Genomic DNA, 15901 nt, shown 5'->3' on the forward strand with positions numbered 1-15901 from the left:
AACGGTTTCCAGCGCTTGGCTAATATGCATAAAAAAGGCCTACAGAGTTCATTCTGTAGGCCTTTATATACCAACCACTGGATCGGTCAACCGATCTGAAAAGTTCTTAACTGATCGGCATTAAGCTAACAAGCTGGCCTTTTTTATTGACGTGAGTTTGCGCGATTAGACTTTGAATTGATCGACCGAGCGACGTAATTCTTCGGCTAGGCTGGCCACCTCATGGCTGGAAGCGGATGTTTGATCAGCGCCGGTTGAGGTTTCTTCTGCCAGCGCCACGATGGCTTCTAATATTCCGCTGATTTCAATGGCTACCTGATGCTGCTCTTTGGCCGCACTGGATATTTGTTCACTCATATCGTGTGCCAAATGCACCGCATGCGTAATGCTATCGAGAGCTGATGTGGCGACTTCGGTTTTTGCGACACAGCTTTCTGCTTGTTTCTTCCCTTTATGCATCGCTTCTACTGCGGCTTGTGCACCGCTTTGTAGCGCTTGGATCATGTTTTGAATTTCTTGGGTAGAAGCCTGTGTTTTACTGGCTAACGAGCGAACTTCATCGGCAACTACCGCAAAGCCGCGGCCTTGTTCACCAGCTCGAGCGGCTTCAATCGCGGCATTCAGGGCTAATAAATTAGTTTGCTCGGCAATGCCTCGGATCACATCTAAAATGCTACCGATAGCTGCACTGTCTTTATGCACCTTGTTAATCACCTCAGAAGCGTGATCGACTTCTTTCGATAACTGCACAATGATAGCTTTATTTTCTAATGAAATGCCTTTTACGCGTGCGGCTTCGTTATCCGCATTTTTAATCTCGGCTAGAGCATCGTTCGAGCTTTGCAGCACGCCTTGCGCCGTACTGCTCATTTCCGTGGTGGCCGAAGCGGCTTGTGTGACTTGTGACTTTTGCTCGCGTATGGCTTCGGTGGTTTGCAAGGTAATGGTTGAGGTTTGTTCTGAGGCTGCCGCTAGCTGCGTTGAGCGGGAAATAATCCCTTGGATCAAGCTTTGTAAGCTGAGGTTAACCTGATTAATACTTTTTGACAGTTCGCCAAATTCGTCCTGAGCGTGCTGCGGCAATTGTTGGGTTAGATCGCCTGCTGCCATTACGCTGAGCATGGCATTAATTTTTTGCAGCGGTTTCACAATGGCGCTAACCGTACTAAACGCAATAAAAATGGCGATAACAATAGAACCCAACATCACCATAAAGATGGTAGTGAGAGCATTTTGTACACTGCTGCTACTTTGTTGCTGAATTTGCTCCGCGGCGGCAGTGGTCGCTGTTAATAAGGTAGTTAAACGGCTAATGGCATCTTTGGTATCGGAATCGGCTTTCTCGAGCAGTTGGCTGGCATTGGCTTTACCGGTTAACAAGCGAGCTTTATTGGCAGGGATACCATGTTGTTCATTTAAACCGGCCGATAGTTCAAGCATCTTAGTGGCTAATTCAGCGGGCATTGATACGCTGGCGGCTTGTTGCTGCATCACATTAAGTTGCTTTTGTAAGTCAGCTAAGCGAAAGCCAATTTCATTACTAATGGTGGCGGCAGTGCTGCTGTCATTGGTACGGTTTAAATCAACCACGGTATTTAATAAGCTATTAATGCCGGTTTCCATTTGTGTCGCTGCGGTGAAAGCCTGCGGGAAGCTACTGCGGACATTACTGATATCGGTAAAATCTAACAATAACGACGCCATATCATCTGCGGTCATTTCCAGATCACTCATTTGCTGCTCAATCTGACTTTGTAGGCTGATATTATTCGCTAATTGTTGAAATAGCTGCTTTGAGATAGGTAAAAAACTGTCAAAAGCGGCAGTAGCTTGCTGTGCCGCAGCCAGTAATGTCGGTTGCTGCTGTACGGTTTTATTTAATGCTGCAGCGGCGCTGTTATAGGTTTGCAGTTGGCTATCAAATTGTTGTTGTAACAAAGACAGTTGCGCATTGTCGTTGACATGAAAAGCCTGCACGCCAATTTTGCTCATTAAAACAAACTGACTTTTCATCATGGCACTGTTTTCGAGGGCAGGGATCGAGATGGTGTTAACTTCGGCGGTCGCGTTACTCACGCTGTTTAAGCGTATATAAGCAGTAATACCAATAATCACTAATAGCACCGTGATGATGCTAAAGCCCCCAATTACGCGAGACTTAACGGTTAACTTCATGACAACTCCAATTTAAGCATATTAACTGCTATGTCACGGCTAGCAGCGGATCTATCGTGTAGCCGTTACTTGTTATTATTTGTTATCGACACTATACCTTTGTCGTGTTTCAACGCAATAGGCAGTTAATTGATTGCCCCAAACACAGCCGGTATCGAGTGCATGAATGTGTTTAATAGGGCTATAACCCTCTAACGCAGCCCAGTGCCCAAAGCAAATATCCATTTGTGCATGGTCTTGCCATAGCTCAAACCAAGGTTTCAGTTTTGATTGTTTATTTAAACCCGATTTGGTGAGCAGTTCTAATGCGCCATCGGCTTGGCAAAACCGCATACGGGTGCAAGCATTAATAGTAAAACGCCAACGATCTTCCTGGGTGACGACATCGCGCCAACGGCTCGGTGTATTACCATACATGGTAGATAACAACAGTGTGGGTTGATGCTGTAACAGGGCACTGATCTCGGCGCTAGCACTCAAGGCGGTGTTGATATCCCACTCGGGTGCTAAGCCGGCATGCACCATCAATAACTGGCGCTCAGTACACACTTGGATCAGCGGTTGTTGGCAAAGCCAGTGTATCAATTCCGGTAAATGTGCCGCTTGCTGTAAGGCGGTCAGTTTATCAGCGGCTTTAACCTTACTAAAACCATAATAGCTGGCGATAAAATTGAGGTCATGGTTGCCTAAAACGACGCGTGCTTTTGCACCTAAACTGCGCACAAAATCTAGGCAAGCTAAAGAGTCTGGGCCTCGGGCAATCAGATCGCCACAGAACCACAACTCGTCATGTTCGGCTTGATAATGAATATGCGCCAGCAAGCGCTGAAGCGGTTCAAAGCAACCCTGCAAATCGCCTATAACGTAGGTGGCCATCAGTTCAAAATATGTGGCTGAGCCAATCTAAATAAGGGGATGGGGGTTCGAAATGATTGCTGTTTTTGGTCAATCATTTCATAGTAACCCTGCATGGTGCCGACGGGGGTTTCTAATACCGCGCCACTGGTGTAACTGTAGGTTTCACCCGGCGCTAATTGTGGCTGCACTCCGATGACACCTTCGCCAGAGACTTCGGTTTGTTTGCCATTGCCATCAGTAATTTGCCAATAGCGGCTTAACAGTTGTACCTGTTGTTCGCTTTGGTTGGTGATATTGACACAATAGGCAAAGACATAACGATGCTCAGCCGGATCAGACTGAGCGCCTAAATAAAAACTATCCACGGATACGGTAACTTCTTGCTCAAGGCTCATTAGCACTTTCCTGCTCTGCAAGCCACTGGGCAACTTTAACAAATTCTGCAACGGAGAGTTGCTCCGGTCGTAATGATGGATCAATTCCCAGCGCGGTTAATTGCTCAGCAGTGGCAAAATTACTAAAACAATTTCGTAAGGTTTTGCGGCGTTGATTAAACGCTTCTAGGCATACACGGTTCAATATTGCGGGATCCACTTTAGCGCGATCGGCAATGTTAAACGGGATTAAGCGCACAACGGCTGAATCCACCTTCGGTGCAGGTTTAAAGGCACCTGGGCCCACTTGCACCACAGGAATGGCCTGACAGTAATACTGGGTCATTACACTGAGTCGACCAAAGGCTTTACTGCCATGCCCCGCAGTCATTCGATCAACGACTTCTTTTTGTAGCATAAAGTGCATGGTATCGATCTGGTCGGCAAATTCAAATAAATGAAATAATAGTGGGGTAGAAATATTGTACGGTAAATTACCAAATACTTTGAGTTTCTGACCCGGCTGCACCAGTTGGCTAAAATCAAACTTCATGGCGTCTGCTTGATAAATGGTTAATTTATCAGCCATGTCAGGATGTTGGCGTAAACGTTCTGCAAGATCGCGATCAAGCTCAACCACGGTAAGCTTACCGGCTTCAGCAACGACCGGCTCAGTTAAGGCACCAAGTCCCGGGCCTATTTCAACTAACACATCCGTCGTTTTCGGTGCTATGGCTTTAACAATTCGGCCAATTACATGGGGATCGTGTAAGAAGTTTTGGCCAAAGCGTTTTCGGGCACGGTGGCCCTGATGTACATTATCTGTCATGGATTCGTGGTTCGTTGAGCCAATTGAATGGCTTGGGTCACGGCATGAAACAGGCTGCCAGGATCGGCTTTGCCCGTTGCTGCCAAATCTAGAGCGGTACCATGATCAACGGATGTTCGGATCAAGGGTAAGCCTAGGCTAATATTAACTGAACGGCCAAAACCTTTGTATTTCAATACCGGGAGGCCCTGATCATGATACATCGCGAGTACAGCATCTGCTTCGTTCAGGTATTTGGGTTGAAATAAGGTGTCAGCAGGTAAGGGCCCAATTAAGTGCATACCTTGTGCGCGGAGCTCTTCTAAAGCTGGCGTGATCACTTCGATTTCTTCGCGTCCTAAATGGCCATCTTCGCCGGCATGCGGGTTTAAACCGCAAACATAGATACGCGGTTCGGCAATACCGAACTTTTGCTGCAAATCTTCATGCAAGATGGTGATCACTTTGTGTAAGCGTTCGCGAGTAATCGCTTTAGCAACGTAAGCCAGCGGAATATGCGTCGTGGCGAGTGCTACGCGTAAACCTTCAGTGGCGAGCATCATCACGACATAAGGCGTGTTTGATTGCTGTGCAAAAAACTCCGTATGGCCACTAAAAGGAATGCCTGCGCGGTTGATTATGCCTTTGTGGACAGGGCCAGTGACGATGGCCGCCGCTTCTGCGGATAACACCATATCACCGGCAGCACGCAATGTATCAATGACATAACTGCCATTAGCGGCATTTAACTGGCCAGGGATCACGGGTTCAGCTAGCGCAAACTCAGCAATGGTTAAAGTACCTGCGCGTTGCGGTTGAGGTGCGGCACTGGCTTGATAAGGTATAAGTTGCAGCGGCAACCCTAAGCTCGCCGCACGTTCTTGCATTAGTTCGGCATTGGCACAAACAACCAGTTCAACTGGCCAGTCTTGACGCGTTAACGCCAAGACCAAATCAGGACCAATGCCGGCCGGTTCGCCCGGGGTAATTGCGATACGCAGGGTCATTAATCTTCTGCCAATACTTCGATATACGCATCATCACGCAGTTCACGCAGGAAACTGGCTGACTCTTCGTTAAAGCGGCGATTAAAAATCATCCGATACACTTGATTACGTTTTTTATCGGCAGTCGCATCTACGGTGCGACGATCTAGTAATTGCACAATGTGCCAGCCATGTTCGGTGCGGAAAGGCTCGCTCAGTTCATCAGGTTGTAAACGATTTAAGGTGTCACGAAACGCCGGGACATAAACATCTGTTTCACTCCAACCGAGGTTACCACCGTTCAGTTTTGAACCTGGATCTTCTGAAAATTGTTTCGCTAATTCCGCAAAATCCGCATCACCCGCCCGTAGTTTTGTGGCCATGTCTAAAAGCATGGTTCTAGCACGTTCTTCGCTAACGATAATGGAGGGTTTAATCAAAATATGCCGTGAATTGACTTCAGTCAGTTCTGCCACGTTTTCACCACGAATATCAAAAATCGTTAGAATGTGAAAACCTGCGCCAGAGCGAAGTGGGCCAATTAGATCGCCTTTTTTACGACCACGAATACCTTCAGAAAACAAAGTGGGCATTTCGTTGATGTTCATCCAGTCTAATTGACCGCCCTCAAGGGCATTGGCACCACTGGATGAAGCGATCGCGATGCGACGGAAGTCACTGCCATCACGTAATAATTTTAGTACTTGATCCGCACGCTCGCGTGATTCGGTAATTTGTTCGGTAGTCGCTTGGCTAGGAATGGCGATCAGGATATGACCCAATTGGTATTGTTCGCTAATCGCACCTTGCTCTTCCATTAGTTTCACTAGGTTATCGACCTCTTGCTGGCTAATGTAGATGCGACGTTGCACATTGCCGCGTAATACTTCGTTGGTCATGATTTCTTCGCGCACTTTTTCGCGGAAGCGCTCGTAGTTGCCTTCTTCATTCGTCACTTGCTGACGGAATTGCTCCATCGTTAAATTTTCGCCTTGAGCGATATTACGAATCGTATCATCCAATTGGGCATCGCTGATTTGTAAACCCATACGCTGTGCCATTTGCAATTGTAAATTGGTCATGATCAAGCGCTCAGTAGCCTGAGTGCGTAAGGCTAAATCTGATGGGAGTGTTTGACCTTGTGCTTCAGCGTTGCGTTTAACTCGTTGTACTATTTCATCAACATCACTTTTTAAGATCACGCCGCTGTCCACAATCGCTGCAACTCGGTCGATTTCGCGTTCTGCTGCTGTCAGGGAAACGCTGGCAAAACCAAGCAAAACCACACAGATAATTTGCTGTAACTTCATAAATTCCTACATTCTAATTTGTTAGTAAATATGGACGTCGATAACTGAAGATGCCATTTGACAACATGTCAGCTACGCCAAAACCGGCTTTATCACCAAATCCTTTAAAGACAAACTGCACACTGAAACCACTATCCAGTTCGGCAAATTGGTTAACATTATCCACGGCGGTGTCAAAATCTGCCTGTACCTGTCTGCGAGCGACAAAACGCACTGCCCAACAACAGGATTCATATTGCAGTCCTATATTGGCGTCTATCATACGATGATTCGTCACATCACGGTAGTAACTGGCGATCAGTTGCCAGTTTTTATCTATTGGAAAGGCACCAATAACACCTAATTGTTGAATTTCCACTCCTGAGACTGCGCGGCTGTAGCGATGGTTCAATTGGAATAACGTATTCTCACTGCCTCGGTAATCTAAGCTGGCTGAACTCTTGATCAGTTTGTTTTGTTCAATGTCATATTGCAGCGCGCTGCTGACATACCAACGACGATACCAATTCCAGATCATTTCAGAGGCGAGCATCGATTCAGTGGATGGCAAATCTTGAGTCATGGTATTTGCTGTGATTTCCGGATCTTTTAAGAAAAAAATCTGGCCAAGGCTAAAACGGAATAATTCATTTTCGGTATTGTCGTAAAAGCGCGTCGTACCACCAAGGGTAATTTGATTCGCTTCATTGATACGATCTAAGCCTGAGAAACGGTTTTGCCTAAATAAGCCGTAATAATCGTCTTGCAAGCGCGTGGTATCGTACAGGCCAATATTGCTTTGATCGCGATAAGGAATATACAAATACTGTATTTGCGGTTCAAAGGTTTGTAATGCCGGCTCGCCAAACCAATCGTATTCTCGTTCCATATTGACTTTGGCATGCAAGCGAACCTTGGGTAAGGTCCGAGTGATCTCGGCTTGTTCTTCCGTGAGTGAGCTTAAGCTATCTTGTTGATAATAAGTATAAAGCAAGCTTGTTTCAGCCGTGAATTCCATTGCCGAGGTGATGATAGGAATTCGAAGCGTTGGCTCAATGTGCAGTCGATCCGCGGCGTTATAAAAGGCTTGGTCATTTCTGAAATGCGCATATTGGCTAAACCAACTGGCTTCTAGCCAGTTACCTAAAGCGATAGGCGCCGCTGAAGCTACACTCAATTGCGGGATCGCTTTATAGGCTTGGTTATAATTACCCAGAATCTCAAAGCCTTGCATTTTTAAATGCGAATGAACTTGTTCGCCGAAATAACTCAGGCTGGCTTCTCGATATAACTGAGTATCACTCTGGTTTGTGTAATCAGAGCCTAATTCTGTTAGATAAGCGCTATCGCTAACATCGGTAAAGTCGATATAGCCACGCCATTTATCACTAAAATCGGAGCGATTCGTCAAATGCGTTAAGTAACGCGCGCCAAAATCATTGGCTTTTTCATCATCGCTACCCATGTATTCTAATTGCAGTAAGCCACTGTGCTCGGCTGTTAAATACCGCAGTTGCGACTTTAACTGAGCACCACGATTACTCATAAAACGCGGTGTAAGCGTCAGATCGTAGTTTTCGGCCAAGTTGAGGTAATAGGGTAATTCTATGTCTATCCCGGTGCTTTGTGAGCTGCCGACTTTCGGCACCAATAATCCTGATTTACGTTGGTCATCAACCGGGAAAGTTAAATAAGGGATATAAAAAATAGGGATGTCTTTAATTTTAAACACCGCATTACGCGCTTCACCCCAGCCTGAGTCTGCCGCGATGCTGATTTCTTCTGCGTGTAAGCCCCAGCTGTCATCTTGTTCGGGGCAAGTTGTAAACACGGCTTGGCGTAACACTAACGCCTCGTTCGAGGCCACCATGGCTGAAGCTTCACCGCGACCGGCATTTTCAACAAATTGATAACGCGCATCACCCAGCGTAACGCGGTTTTGGCTAATGTCTGCTTCAAAAAATTGGCTACTCACCGACAGTGCTGGATTAAAATACTCAATACCGCCATCGGCACGAAGTGTTTGGGCGCGGGTATCATAACGTGCTTTAGGTGCTTGTAATAAGGTATCGCGGTGCAGGATTTGTACTTTACCTGAAAATTCAGCGCTTTGGTTTTCTTGTAAGTCGACGTTGTCTGAGAAAATGCGGATTCGACTGTCTTGTTCATTTAAATCTTTTAAGATATCAGGCAGTTGAACGGGTTGCTGGCAAGTTTGGCTAGCAAGCGGTGCAGCATTAACCTGCAGAGGTGTCATCGCTACCCAGAGTAATCCTGCTAAACTTAAACCTTGTTTCATGCCTTTCTACTCATTGCTTACTGCGTCGCACCAGCCGACCTTGGGTGGGTTATGATAAATCAATTTTAGAATTCCTGCTAATCCGATATAGTGCCTATGTTAATCGTGTTATGCCAGACCATTGGCTGGCTCAGGGCTCATTGCAGTTTTCGGGGTATGTTACGTGTGGGGAAAAATTCTTGGTGCCTTATTTGGTATCGCTTTATTTAAGCTGCCTGGCCTGTTGTTGGGTGTGGTAGTAGGGCATCTTATTGATCAGATGTTTCAGCGCAAATTAGCGAATTGGGAAGGGCTGCAAAGCGTTTTCGGGCAAGACGATGAACAAGCCTTATTTATGTACAGTAGTTTTGCTGCAATGGGGCATCTTGCGAAAGCGACGGGTGTGGTAACCAAAGCACATATCTCAGAAGCCACCCACTTTATGCAACAGTTGGGTTTAAATGCTCAGCAGCAAAAAGAAGCACAAGCGGCATTTAGAGATGGCAAGGCGGTTAATTTTCCGTTTCGCGCGCAAATCACGGAGTTTTACCAACGCTATAAACGGCGGCCGGATGTTTTACAATTATTCCTAGAAATTCAGTTAAGTATTGCCTGTGTTGATGGCCGCATCAGCGCTGAGCAGCATCAGCTTTTAATTCAAGTTGCCGAGTCTTTGCATATTTCGCGCAGCACTTTAGCGCAATTGCTTTTGGCTTATCAGGCGCAGTCACGGTTTAAACAGGGGCAAGCCCCCGGCAAAGAACAAGGGCCTTCTTTACTTGCGGCTTATCAAATGCTGGGCTGTACACCAGAGATTGCTGACAAAGAGCTGAAGCGTGCTTACCGTAAATTGATGTCGCAACACCATCCAGACAAATTAATTGCACAGGGAGTGCCAGCGGCGATGTTAGAGGTAGCAAAAAGACGTACGCAAGATATTCAAGCGGCGTATGAGCAAATCAAGCAGGCCCGAGCTAAAAACCCGTAGAGTGTAACCAGCCGATAATTTCATTGACTTGCCAGTGTTGCAGGCTTTGTTGATGGTAACCGTCGTTTAAATGACGTTGTCGATATAAAGCATTGCCACGCTGTTGTCCTAATTCTGCCCTTGCTGTGGCCAAGGCGAGTGCTTGTGGATGGTCATGCGCCGTTAATAAATCGAGTACCGGCACATTATTCAATACGTTTTGCGCAACGCTATTCTGTTGCTCGGCTGCTGATAAATAAGCCCCTAAATTCACTAGCGCGGCCGGTGGCATATTTAAACTGTCTGCCAGCAGTAAATTCATTACCGCTGCGATTTCCCCTTGTGCAATAACAATCACCGGTGGCTTTAATCGGGCTTGCTGCGCTAATAATTGCCAGCGTTGGCTCAGTTGGGTTTTTTGTAATGTTAATTGCTGCGCAGGGTTGGTCGCCGTTACTGGCTCTGGTTGCGGCAACACCCAGAGATCCCAGCCACGATCAGGTAAGGATAAGCGAAGTTGATTCAGTAACGAAGGACTAAAAGCGTGCTGATGGGCATCCGGAAGCAACACGATGCTGCCTCGTGTTAAACGAGCCGCACTGGGGGTATGCAATGCCATGAAGGAGGCACTCGCAGCATCAAATTGTTGTAAGTTAACTTGTGGGAATTGGCGTTGAATATCTTGCCAGTGAGGTTCTGCTTGGCTGCTGGTCGCGGCTAAAAGCATAACAGCAAACGCGAACCCTTTATTTTGCATCTATACTACCGCCATTGAGAAACTCAAGTTGATTACTCTATAGCGGCTTGTGTTCCCATATCTTGAGCGGGAAGGCGTTGTGCCAGTAAATCTTCGGCAAAAGCAAACAGCACTTTGTTGTTATGTCTGAATTTTATGTAATTGCCTTTATGCTCGAGTAAAGCAACCACAGTTGAAGGTTGGATGATAAAACAAAATTTGGTGGCTTTAAATTCGACTAACGCTTTGGCCATTTCTCTAAGATGATCGTTTGCTGCGAGACGTTGTGTTTCTTGCTCGTCATTACAAACATGTGCTGAATGCTGCAATTGAATCATTTCAGCATCATCCGCCATGGCGTTAATGCTAAACATGCATAGACCGCATGTAATGAGAAGAAAAACAAACTTAGCCATGATAGGAGGAGTCCAGTAATTGACATTATGTACTAAAAATTAGCAGTGATTGTAAATTACGGCAATAGAAAATAATAGTAGAGTAGCGAAAGCCAATAAAAATAAAGCCGCTAGGGTAGCGGCTTTATTTAATATTAGTACTTAAATACTATTAGCGAAGTACTGGCTCTTTAATCTTAGCCGTTACTTTTGCTTCAATACGTTGGTTGGCAGCGTGTGCTGCGCGGGTATTACCCTCAACGCGAAGCTGAGTTACGCCGAAACCTTTAGAGGTAATACGGCTGCTGTTGATGCCTTGCGCTGTTAATAAATCAGCGATGGCTTTAGCACGACGCTCAGATAAACGCATGTTGTAAGCGGCATTACCGATGTTAGACGCGTGACCTTCGATGAATACAACCGCTTCAGGGAAGCGTTTCATAAAGGCGGCTAACTGGTTAACTTCAGTTTGGCCGTCAGCAGATACTGCTGCAGAGTCAAACGCGAAACGAACTTCGATATCGACATCGCCTACACGGTCCATTTTCTCAGTGTAGATAGTACAGCCTTGAGCATCTACTTTGTGAGCCGCTGGTGTGTTAGGGCACTTGTCTTGGCTATCAACTACGCCATCACGGTCAGAATCAACAGGCATTGGTGCTGGCGCTGGGGCCGGAGCTGGGGCCGGAGCTGGTGTAGGAGCAGCAGCTGCTTCAGCACCAAAAACCCACGTTGCACCTGCTTTTAAAGACGCATCATTCCAATCGCCGTTGTTAATGCCACGGAAACGGTTACCTTCAACAAATAAGGCTACCGCTGGGCTAACAAAATAACGATAACCAACACCGATATTTACTGCATCAAAGGCGATGTCATTTTCAAAATGCTTCCAGCCACCCACTAAATACAGATTAGTGTTTGCCAGATGATACATTGCATCTAAACCAAAACGGTCACCCGTTACGCGAGAATCTTGAACTAATGAATTGAAGCTCTGACGAGCATATTCAAAGCGCACACCCCAAGTTTCGTTGACACGGTAACCAATGTCTGCACCTACACCCCAAGCATCATCAGTGTTGCTCCAGGTAGCTGATTGTGATTTACGCACATCATTCCAGTAGCCTTCACCAAATAGTGAGCCAAAAACCTTTTTTTCAAGATCTTGAGCTGTTGGTGCATCGGCAATAGCCTGAGCGCCAAACAGCGGAATAGCCGCAAGAACTGCTACAGCGATTGCTTTAAGTTTCATCCGTTTCTCCTTCGATTCATCCAATTAAGCAAACTTTGTATAGTTTACCATATTGTTTTGTCAGTATTATTGGTTTTTGCAAAAAATAAAGTTTATTTTTAAGACAATACAATAATAGTGCAGTTAAATGAATGTTGCGTTAATAACCAATTCTTTTTACTTAAAAAGGGCAAATTGCTGAAAAAATCATCTTTTTTGCTGTTGTTGGATGGCTAAGGCTTAAATGACAGGCATGCAGTTGCAAGCGGTCTGCAGCATGCACTGCCTCTCCGGCGTAAAATTTATCGCCTAAGATGGGATGACCAATAAATTGTAAGTGCACGCGTAGTTGATGAGAGCGTCCGGTGACAGGGGTTAATGCCACGCGGCTTTGGTTATTGGCACGGCTAAGCACGCGATAGTGCGTTAAAGAAGGCTTACCATGTTGATAACACACCTTTTGCATCGGTCTATTTGGCCAATCACAAATCAATGGCAAATCAATACTGCCACTGCTCGCTTTAACTAAACCGGAGACTCGCGCTTCATAACTTTTTTCAGTTTCGCGCTGTTGAAATTGCCGGTTTAGCTCACGTTGCGCCTCTTTGTGCATTGCCATAATAAACACCCCTGAGGTGGCCATATCTAAGCGATGCACAATGCTGGCATTGGGCCAAACGCGTTGCACTCGGTATTGCATGCTATCAAAGTGTGCAGGATCTTTACCCGGCACCGACAATAAGCCACTGGGCTTGTTTAGCACCACGATATCGTTGTCTTGATACAAAATATCGAGATAAGGCCATGTCGGTGGGGTATAAGTTAACAGCATGGCGTTAATCGTGACTAACCACGATCACCCGGATCGCATCTAATTTTAACCGAGCTTTGGCCAAGTACTCATTCAGTTGCTGGCATTGCTGCTGTTGATGAGCGATCTCTTCATCCCGCACTAAGGGGTTTACTTGGCGTAGTGCCTGTAAACGCTCGATATCTGCGGTTAAGCTTTGCTGCATTTGAGTTTGTGCTTGGCTGCGTAATTGCTCAAGTTGCAGCGTGGCTAACTGTTCCGCTTGTTGCAGCATAGGGTGGATCAGATTTTGTAAGGCATTCACCAGTTTTGTCGCCGTTTGTCGACCCACCGGTTTTAATTGACGATTAAAGTTATCAAACGACACTTTGGCTGCCAGATCCTTACCGGTTTTATCTAACAACATACGAATCGGCGTCGGCGGTAAATAACGCCCCAGTTGTAACGCCGTTGGCGCGCTGGCTTCTGCGATATAAATTAACTCCACAAAGAAGCTACCAACCGGTACGGCTTTGTTAGGTAATAATGCCACGGAGCTGTTACCTAACACATCATTACTCAGGATATCCAAAGTGCCTGTGACCATCGGGTGATCCCAGCTTAAAAATTGAATATCTTCTTCGGCTAATGCAGTAGCACGGTCGAAAGTGACTGTGGTGCCGTCATCTGCTAATCCAGGATAGTTTTGCTGTAAGTGTTCAGATGGCCGTAAAATGATGCTGGTATCAGAGCGATCTTCTTGATTAACGCCGAGTAAATCCCACGCCTTGAACATTAGCATTGGCAGTTTAACGTCTTGATCGAGTGCACTGACTTCCGCAGCAAGTTGTAACGCTTGTTGACCACCGCTGGAGTTGATCTCTAGTAACTGATCGCGGCCTTGCTCTAATTTAGCTTGTAACTCGGCGGCCAATTCAGCACAGGCTGCGATTAATTGCTCGGCCTCGTCGCTCGGGCCTCGGTAGTCAGCGAGTAGCTGTTCTAACTGCGCTTTTTGTTGTTCAAAAATTAGCCGGCCCGTTTGGCAGGTTTTGGCAAACGCATTTAAGCCGTGATGATACCATTGCAGTAATAATTGCTGCGCAGTATCCGCGAAGTAGGGGATATGGATCTGAATATCATGCTGCTGCCCAATCCGATCTAACCGGCCAATCCGCTGTTCGAGTAAATCAGGGTTTAGCGGTAAATCAAACAATACCAAATGCTCGGCGAACTGGAAGTTACGACCTTCGCTACCAATTTCAGAACACAGCAACACTTGGGCACTGTACTCTTCTTGGGCAAAGTAGGCGGCCGCTTTATCGCGCTCGATAATGGTCATGCCTTCATGGAATACGGCGGCACGAATACCTTCAGATAAACGTAAGGCCTCTTCCAAGGCGAGAGCCGTGGCTGCCGACGCACAAATCACTAAAAATTTGCCGTGTTTCGCCGCTTTTAACGCGGACAACAAATACGCTACACGCGGGTCAAATTGCCACCACTGACTGTTTTCACCTTCAAATGCCTGAAAAACTTGCTCTGGAAAGAGATTAGCGGTGATTTTAGCGTGCACCGAGGCGTCTTGTTGCAAGGCGCGATGTACTTTTAAGGCATTTTGATATTGCTCTGGCATTGCCAGAGGTTGTAATAGCGGGCAACGTTTTGGAAAGCCTTGAATGGTGTTACGGCTATTGCGGAATAAAATGCGGCCGGTCCCATGACGATCTAATAACTTTTCGACCAGCTCATGCCGCAACGTCTCGCTGAGGGGTTGCTGATCGGCGAGTGACTGTAATAGCGCTTGGCTAGCGCTATCGTTTAACAAGTTGTTTAACGAGGCTAACAAATTGGCATTCAGTGACGTGGCGTTTAACAGTTGCTGAGCCAACTTGGCGATCTGCTGATAATCTTGTTCTTCAGCTTGAAATTGTTCGTAATCATAAAAACGATCAGGATCTAATAACCTTAGCCGGGCAAAGTGGCTCTGATGGCCAAGTTGATCGGGGGTGGCTGTCAGTAAGATTAAACCGGCTGTATCTTGGGCTAGGGCCTCGATGCGCTGATATTCCGTACTGGGCTTTAATGGATCCCAATGTAAATGGTGGGCTTCGTCGACCACCAATAAATCCCAGTGGCTACTCACCGCATGCTCGTGCCAGCTGCGCTTTTTCGCTAAAAACTCCATGCTACACAGCACGAGTTGTTCGGTATCAAAGGGGTTATCCGCATCGAGTTGCGCTTGCTGGCAACGTTCTTCATCAAAAATCGCAAAACGCAGATTAAAGCGCCGCAACATTTCTACCAACCATTGATGTTGTAATGACTCGGGCACGATAATTAAAATACGACTGGCCAAGCCCGTTAGTAATTGCTGGTGAATAATTAAACCGGCTTCAATGGTTTTACCTAAACCCACTTCATCTGCCAATAACACCCGTGGTGCGTGGCGCTGTGAAACTTCGCGTGCAATATGAAGCTGATGTGGGATCAAGCTAACACGACCACCAACCAAACCACGCAGCGGGCTTTGTTGCAGGCTTTGTTGATGCTGCCAGCTTTGATAGCGTAATGGGAAGAACTCAAAACGGTCTACTTGACCGGCAAATAAGCGATCTTGAGGTTTGTTAAAACTCAGGAAGTGGTCTAAAAAGGTTTCGCGTAAAATGCAGGGCTCTTGCGTATCTAAGCGAATACCGTGATAACTTAATAGCGCGTTTTCAATCGTTACTTGCTGTACCAGTAAAGTAAAGCCCTCTGCACTTTTCACTTCATCGCCGATGTTAAAACTCACGCGAGTCAGTGGCGCTTCCCGCTGAGCATAAAAGCGTGTTTCACCGCTGGCGGGGAACAGAATTGATAGCATTCTGCCCTCCAGTGCAATTACAGTACCTAAGCCTAAATCAGACTCTGTATCGCTGATCCAACGTTGTCCCAGTGCAAAATTCATTCTAAACCCTAACTGTCAAAAACGGGGCGCTATGGTACAGCGAAACGACCTTGGTTGCATCTGT

Annotated in this window: 13 protein-coding genes; 1 reads left to right on the forward strand and 12 read right to left on the reverse strand. The window is 46.4% G+C overall.

Annotated features, from left to right (window positions below; all coding sequences use genetic code 11):
* Positions 1-165: 165 nt before the first annotated feature.
* From LMJ53_RS15160 to LMJ53_RS15190, 7 genes are all read right to left on the reverse strand, one after another.
* Positions 166-2175, reverse strand: a complete 2010-nt coding sequence (locus LMJ53_RS15160) for a methyl-accepting chemotaxis protein (protein ID WP_229588042.1) — start codon at positions 2173-2175, stop codon at positions 166-168.
* Between the two features lie 75 nt (positions 2176-2250).
* Entirely contained in the window at positions 2251-3051 is an 801-nt protein-coding gene (locus tag LMJ53_RS15165) for a symmetrical bis(5'-nucleosyl)-tetraphosphatase (protein ID WP_229588044.1), read from the reverse strand.
* Positions 3051-3428: a Co2+/Mg2+ efflux protein ApaG gene (apaG, locus tag LMJ53_RS15170; protein WP_229588046.1), complete on the reverse strand. Its 378-nt coding sequence runs from the start codon at positions 3426-3428 to the stop codon at positions 3051-3053. The genes LMJ53_RS15165 and apaG overlap by 1 nt, the downstream gene beginning before the upstream one ends.
* The gene (gene rsmA / locus LMJ53_RS15175; RefSeq protein ID WP_229588048.1) at positions 3418-4236 is read right to left on the reverse strand and encodes a 16S rRNA (adenine(1518)-N(6)/adenine(1519)-N(6))-dimethyltransferase RsmA; all 819 of its coding nucleotides are present in this window, start codon (positions 4234-4236) and stop codon (positions 3418-3420) included. Before rsmA ends, apaG begins: the two co-directional genes overlap by 11 nt.
* Complete coding sequence (gene pdxA / locus LMJ53_RS15180; protein ID WP_229588050.1) at positions 4233-5222, reverse strand: 4-hydroxythreonine-4-phosphate dehydrogenase PdxA; 990 nt, start codon at positions 5220-5222, stop codon at positions 4233-4235. Before pdxA ends, rsmA begins: the two co-directional genes overlap by 4 nt.
* A complete protein-coding gene (surA, locus tag LMJ53_RS15185) occupies positions 5222-6511 on the reverse strand; it encodes a peptidylprolyl isomerase SurA (RefSeq protein ID WP_229588052.1) in 1290 nt (429 codons plus the stop codon). The genes pdxA and surA overlap by 1 nt, the downstream gene beginning before the upstream one ends.
* 13 nt (positions 6512-6524) lie before the next feature.
* Positions 6525-8789: an LPS-assembly protein LptD gene (locus LMJ53_RS15190; protein ID WP_229588054.1), complete on the reverse strand. Its 2265-nt coding sequence runs from the start codon at positions 8787-8789 to the stop codon at positions 6525-6527.
* Positions 8790-8952: 163 nt separating this feature from the next.
* On the opposite strand from LMJ53_RS15190, the gene djlA reads away from it, so the two are divergent.
* The gene (gene djlA, locus LMJ53_RS15195; protein WP_229588056.1) at positions 8953-9756 is read left to right on the forward strand and encodes a co-chaperone DjlA; all 804 of its coding nucleotides are present in this window, start codon (positions 8953-8955) and stop codon (positions 9754-9756) included.
* Here djlA and LMJ53_RS15200 read toward each other — a convergent pair.
* The 5 genes from LMJ53_RS15200 to rapA all read right to left on the reverse strand — a co-directional run bounded on the left by LMJ53_RS15200 (position 9743) and on the right by rapA (position 15837).
* Positions 9743-10492 (reverse strand): DUF3530 family protein, encoded by a 750-nt coding sequence (locus LMJ53_RS15200; protein WP_229588058.1) that lies wholly within the window; start codon positions 10490-10492, stop codon positions 9743-9745. The two genes, djlA and LMJ53_RS15200, sit on opposite strands and share 14 nt — an antisense overlap.
* Positions 10493-10524: 32 nt before the next feature.
* Positions 10525-10845, reverse strand: a complete 321-nt coding sequence (locus LMJ53_RS15205) for a hypothetical protein (RefSeq protein ID WP_229588060.1) — start codon at positions 10843-10845, stop codon at positions 10525-10527.
* Positions 10846-11038: 193 nt separating this feature from the next.
* Positions 11039-12118 carry an OmpA family protein gene (locus LMJ53_RS15210; RefSeq protein ID WP_229588061.1) on the reverse strand — a complete coding sequence of 360 codons (1080 nt, stop codon included), beginning with the start codon at positions 12116-12118 and terminating at the stop codon, positions 11039-11041.
* 160 nt (positions 12119-12278) lie between these two features.
* A complete protein-coding gene (locus tag LMJ53_RS15215; protein WP_229588063.1) occupies positions 12279-12929 on the reverse strand; it encodes an RluA family pseudouridine synthase in 651 nt (216 codons plus the stop codon).
* Between the two features lie 4 nt (positions 12930-12933).
* Positions 12934-15837 carry an RNA polymerase-associated protein RapA gene (gene rapA, locus LMJ53_RS15220; RefSeq protein WP_229588064.1) on the reverse strand — a complete coding sequence of 968 codons (2904 nt, stop codon included), beginning with the start codon at positions 15835-15837 and terminating at the stop codon, positions 12934-12936.
* Positions 15838-15901: the final 64 nt, after the last annotated feature.

It is taken from the genome of Rheinheimera sp. UJ51, assembly GCF_020819615.1.
GTDB lineage: Bacteria > Pseudomonadota > Gammaproteobacteria > Enterobacterales > Alteromonadaceae > Alishewanella > Alishewanella maricola.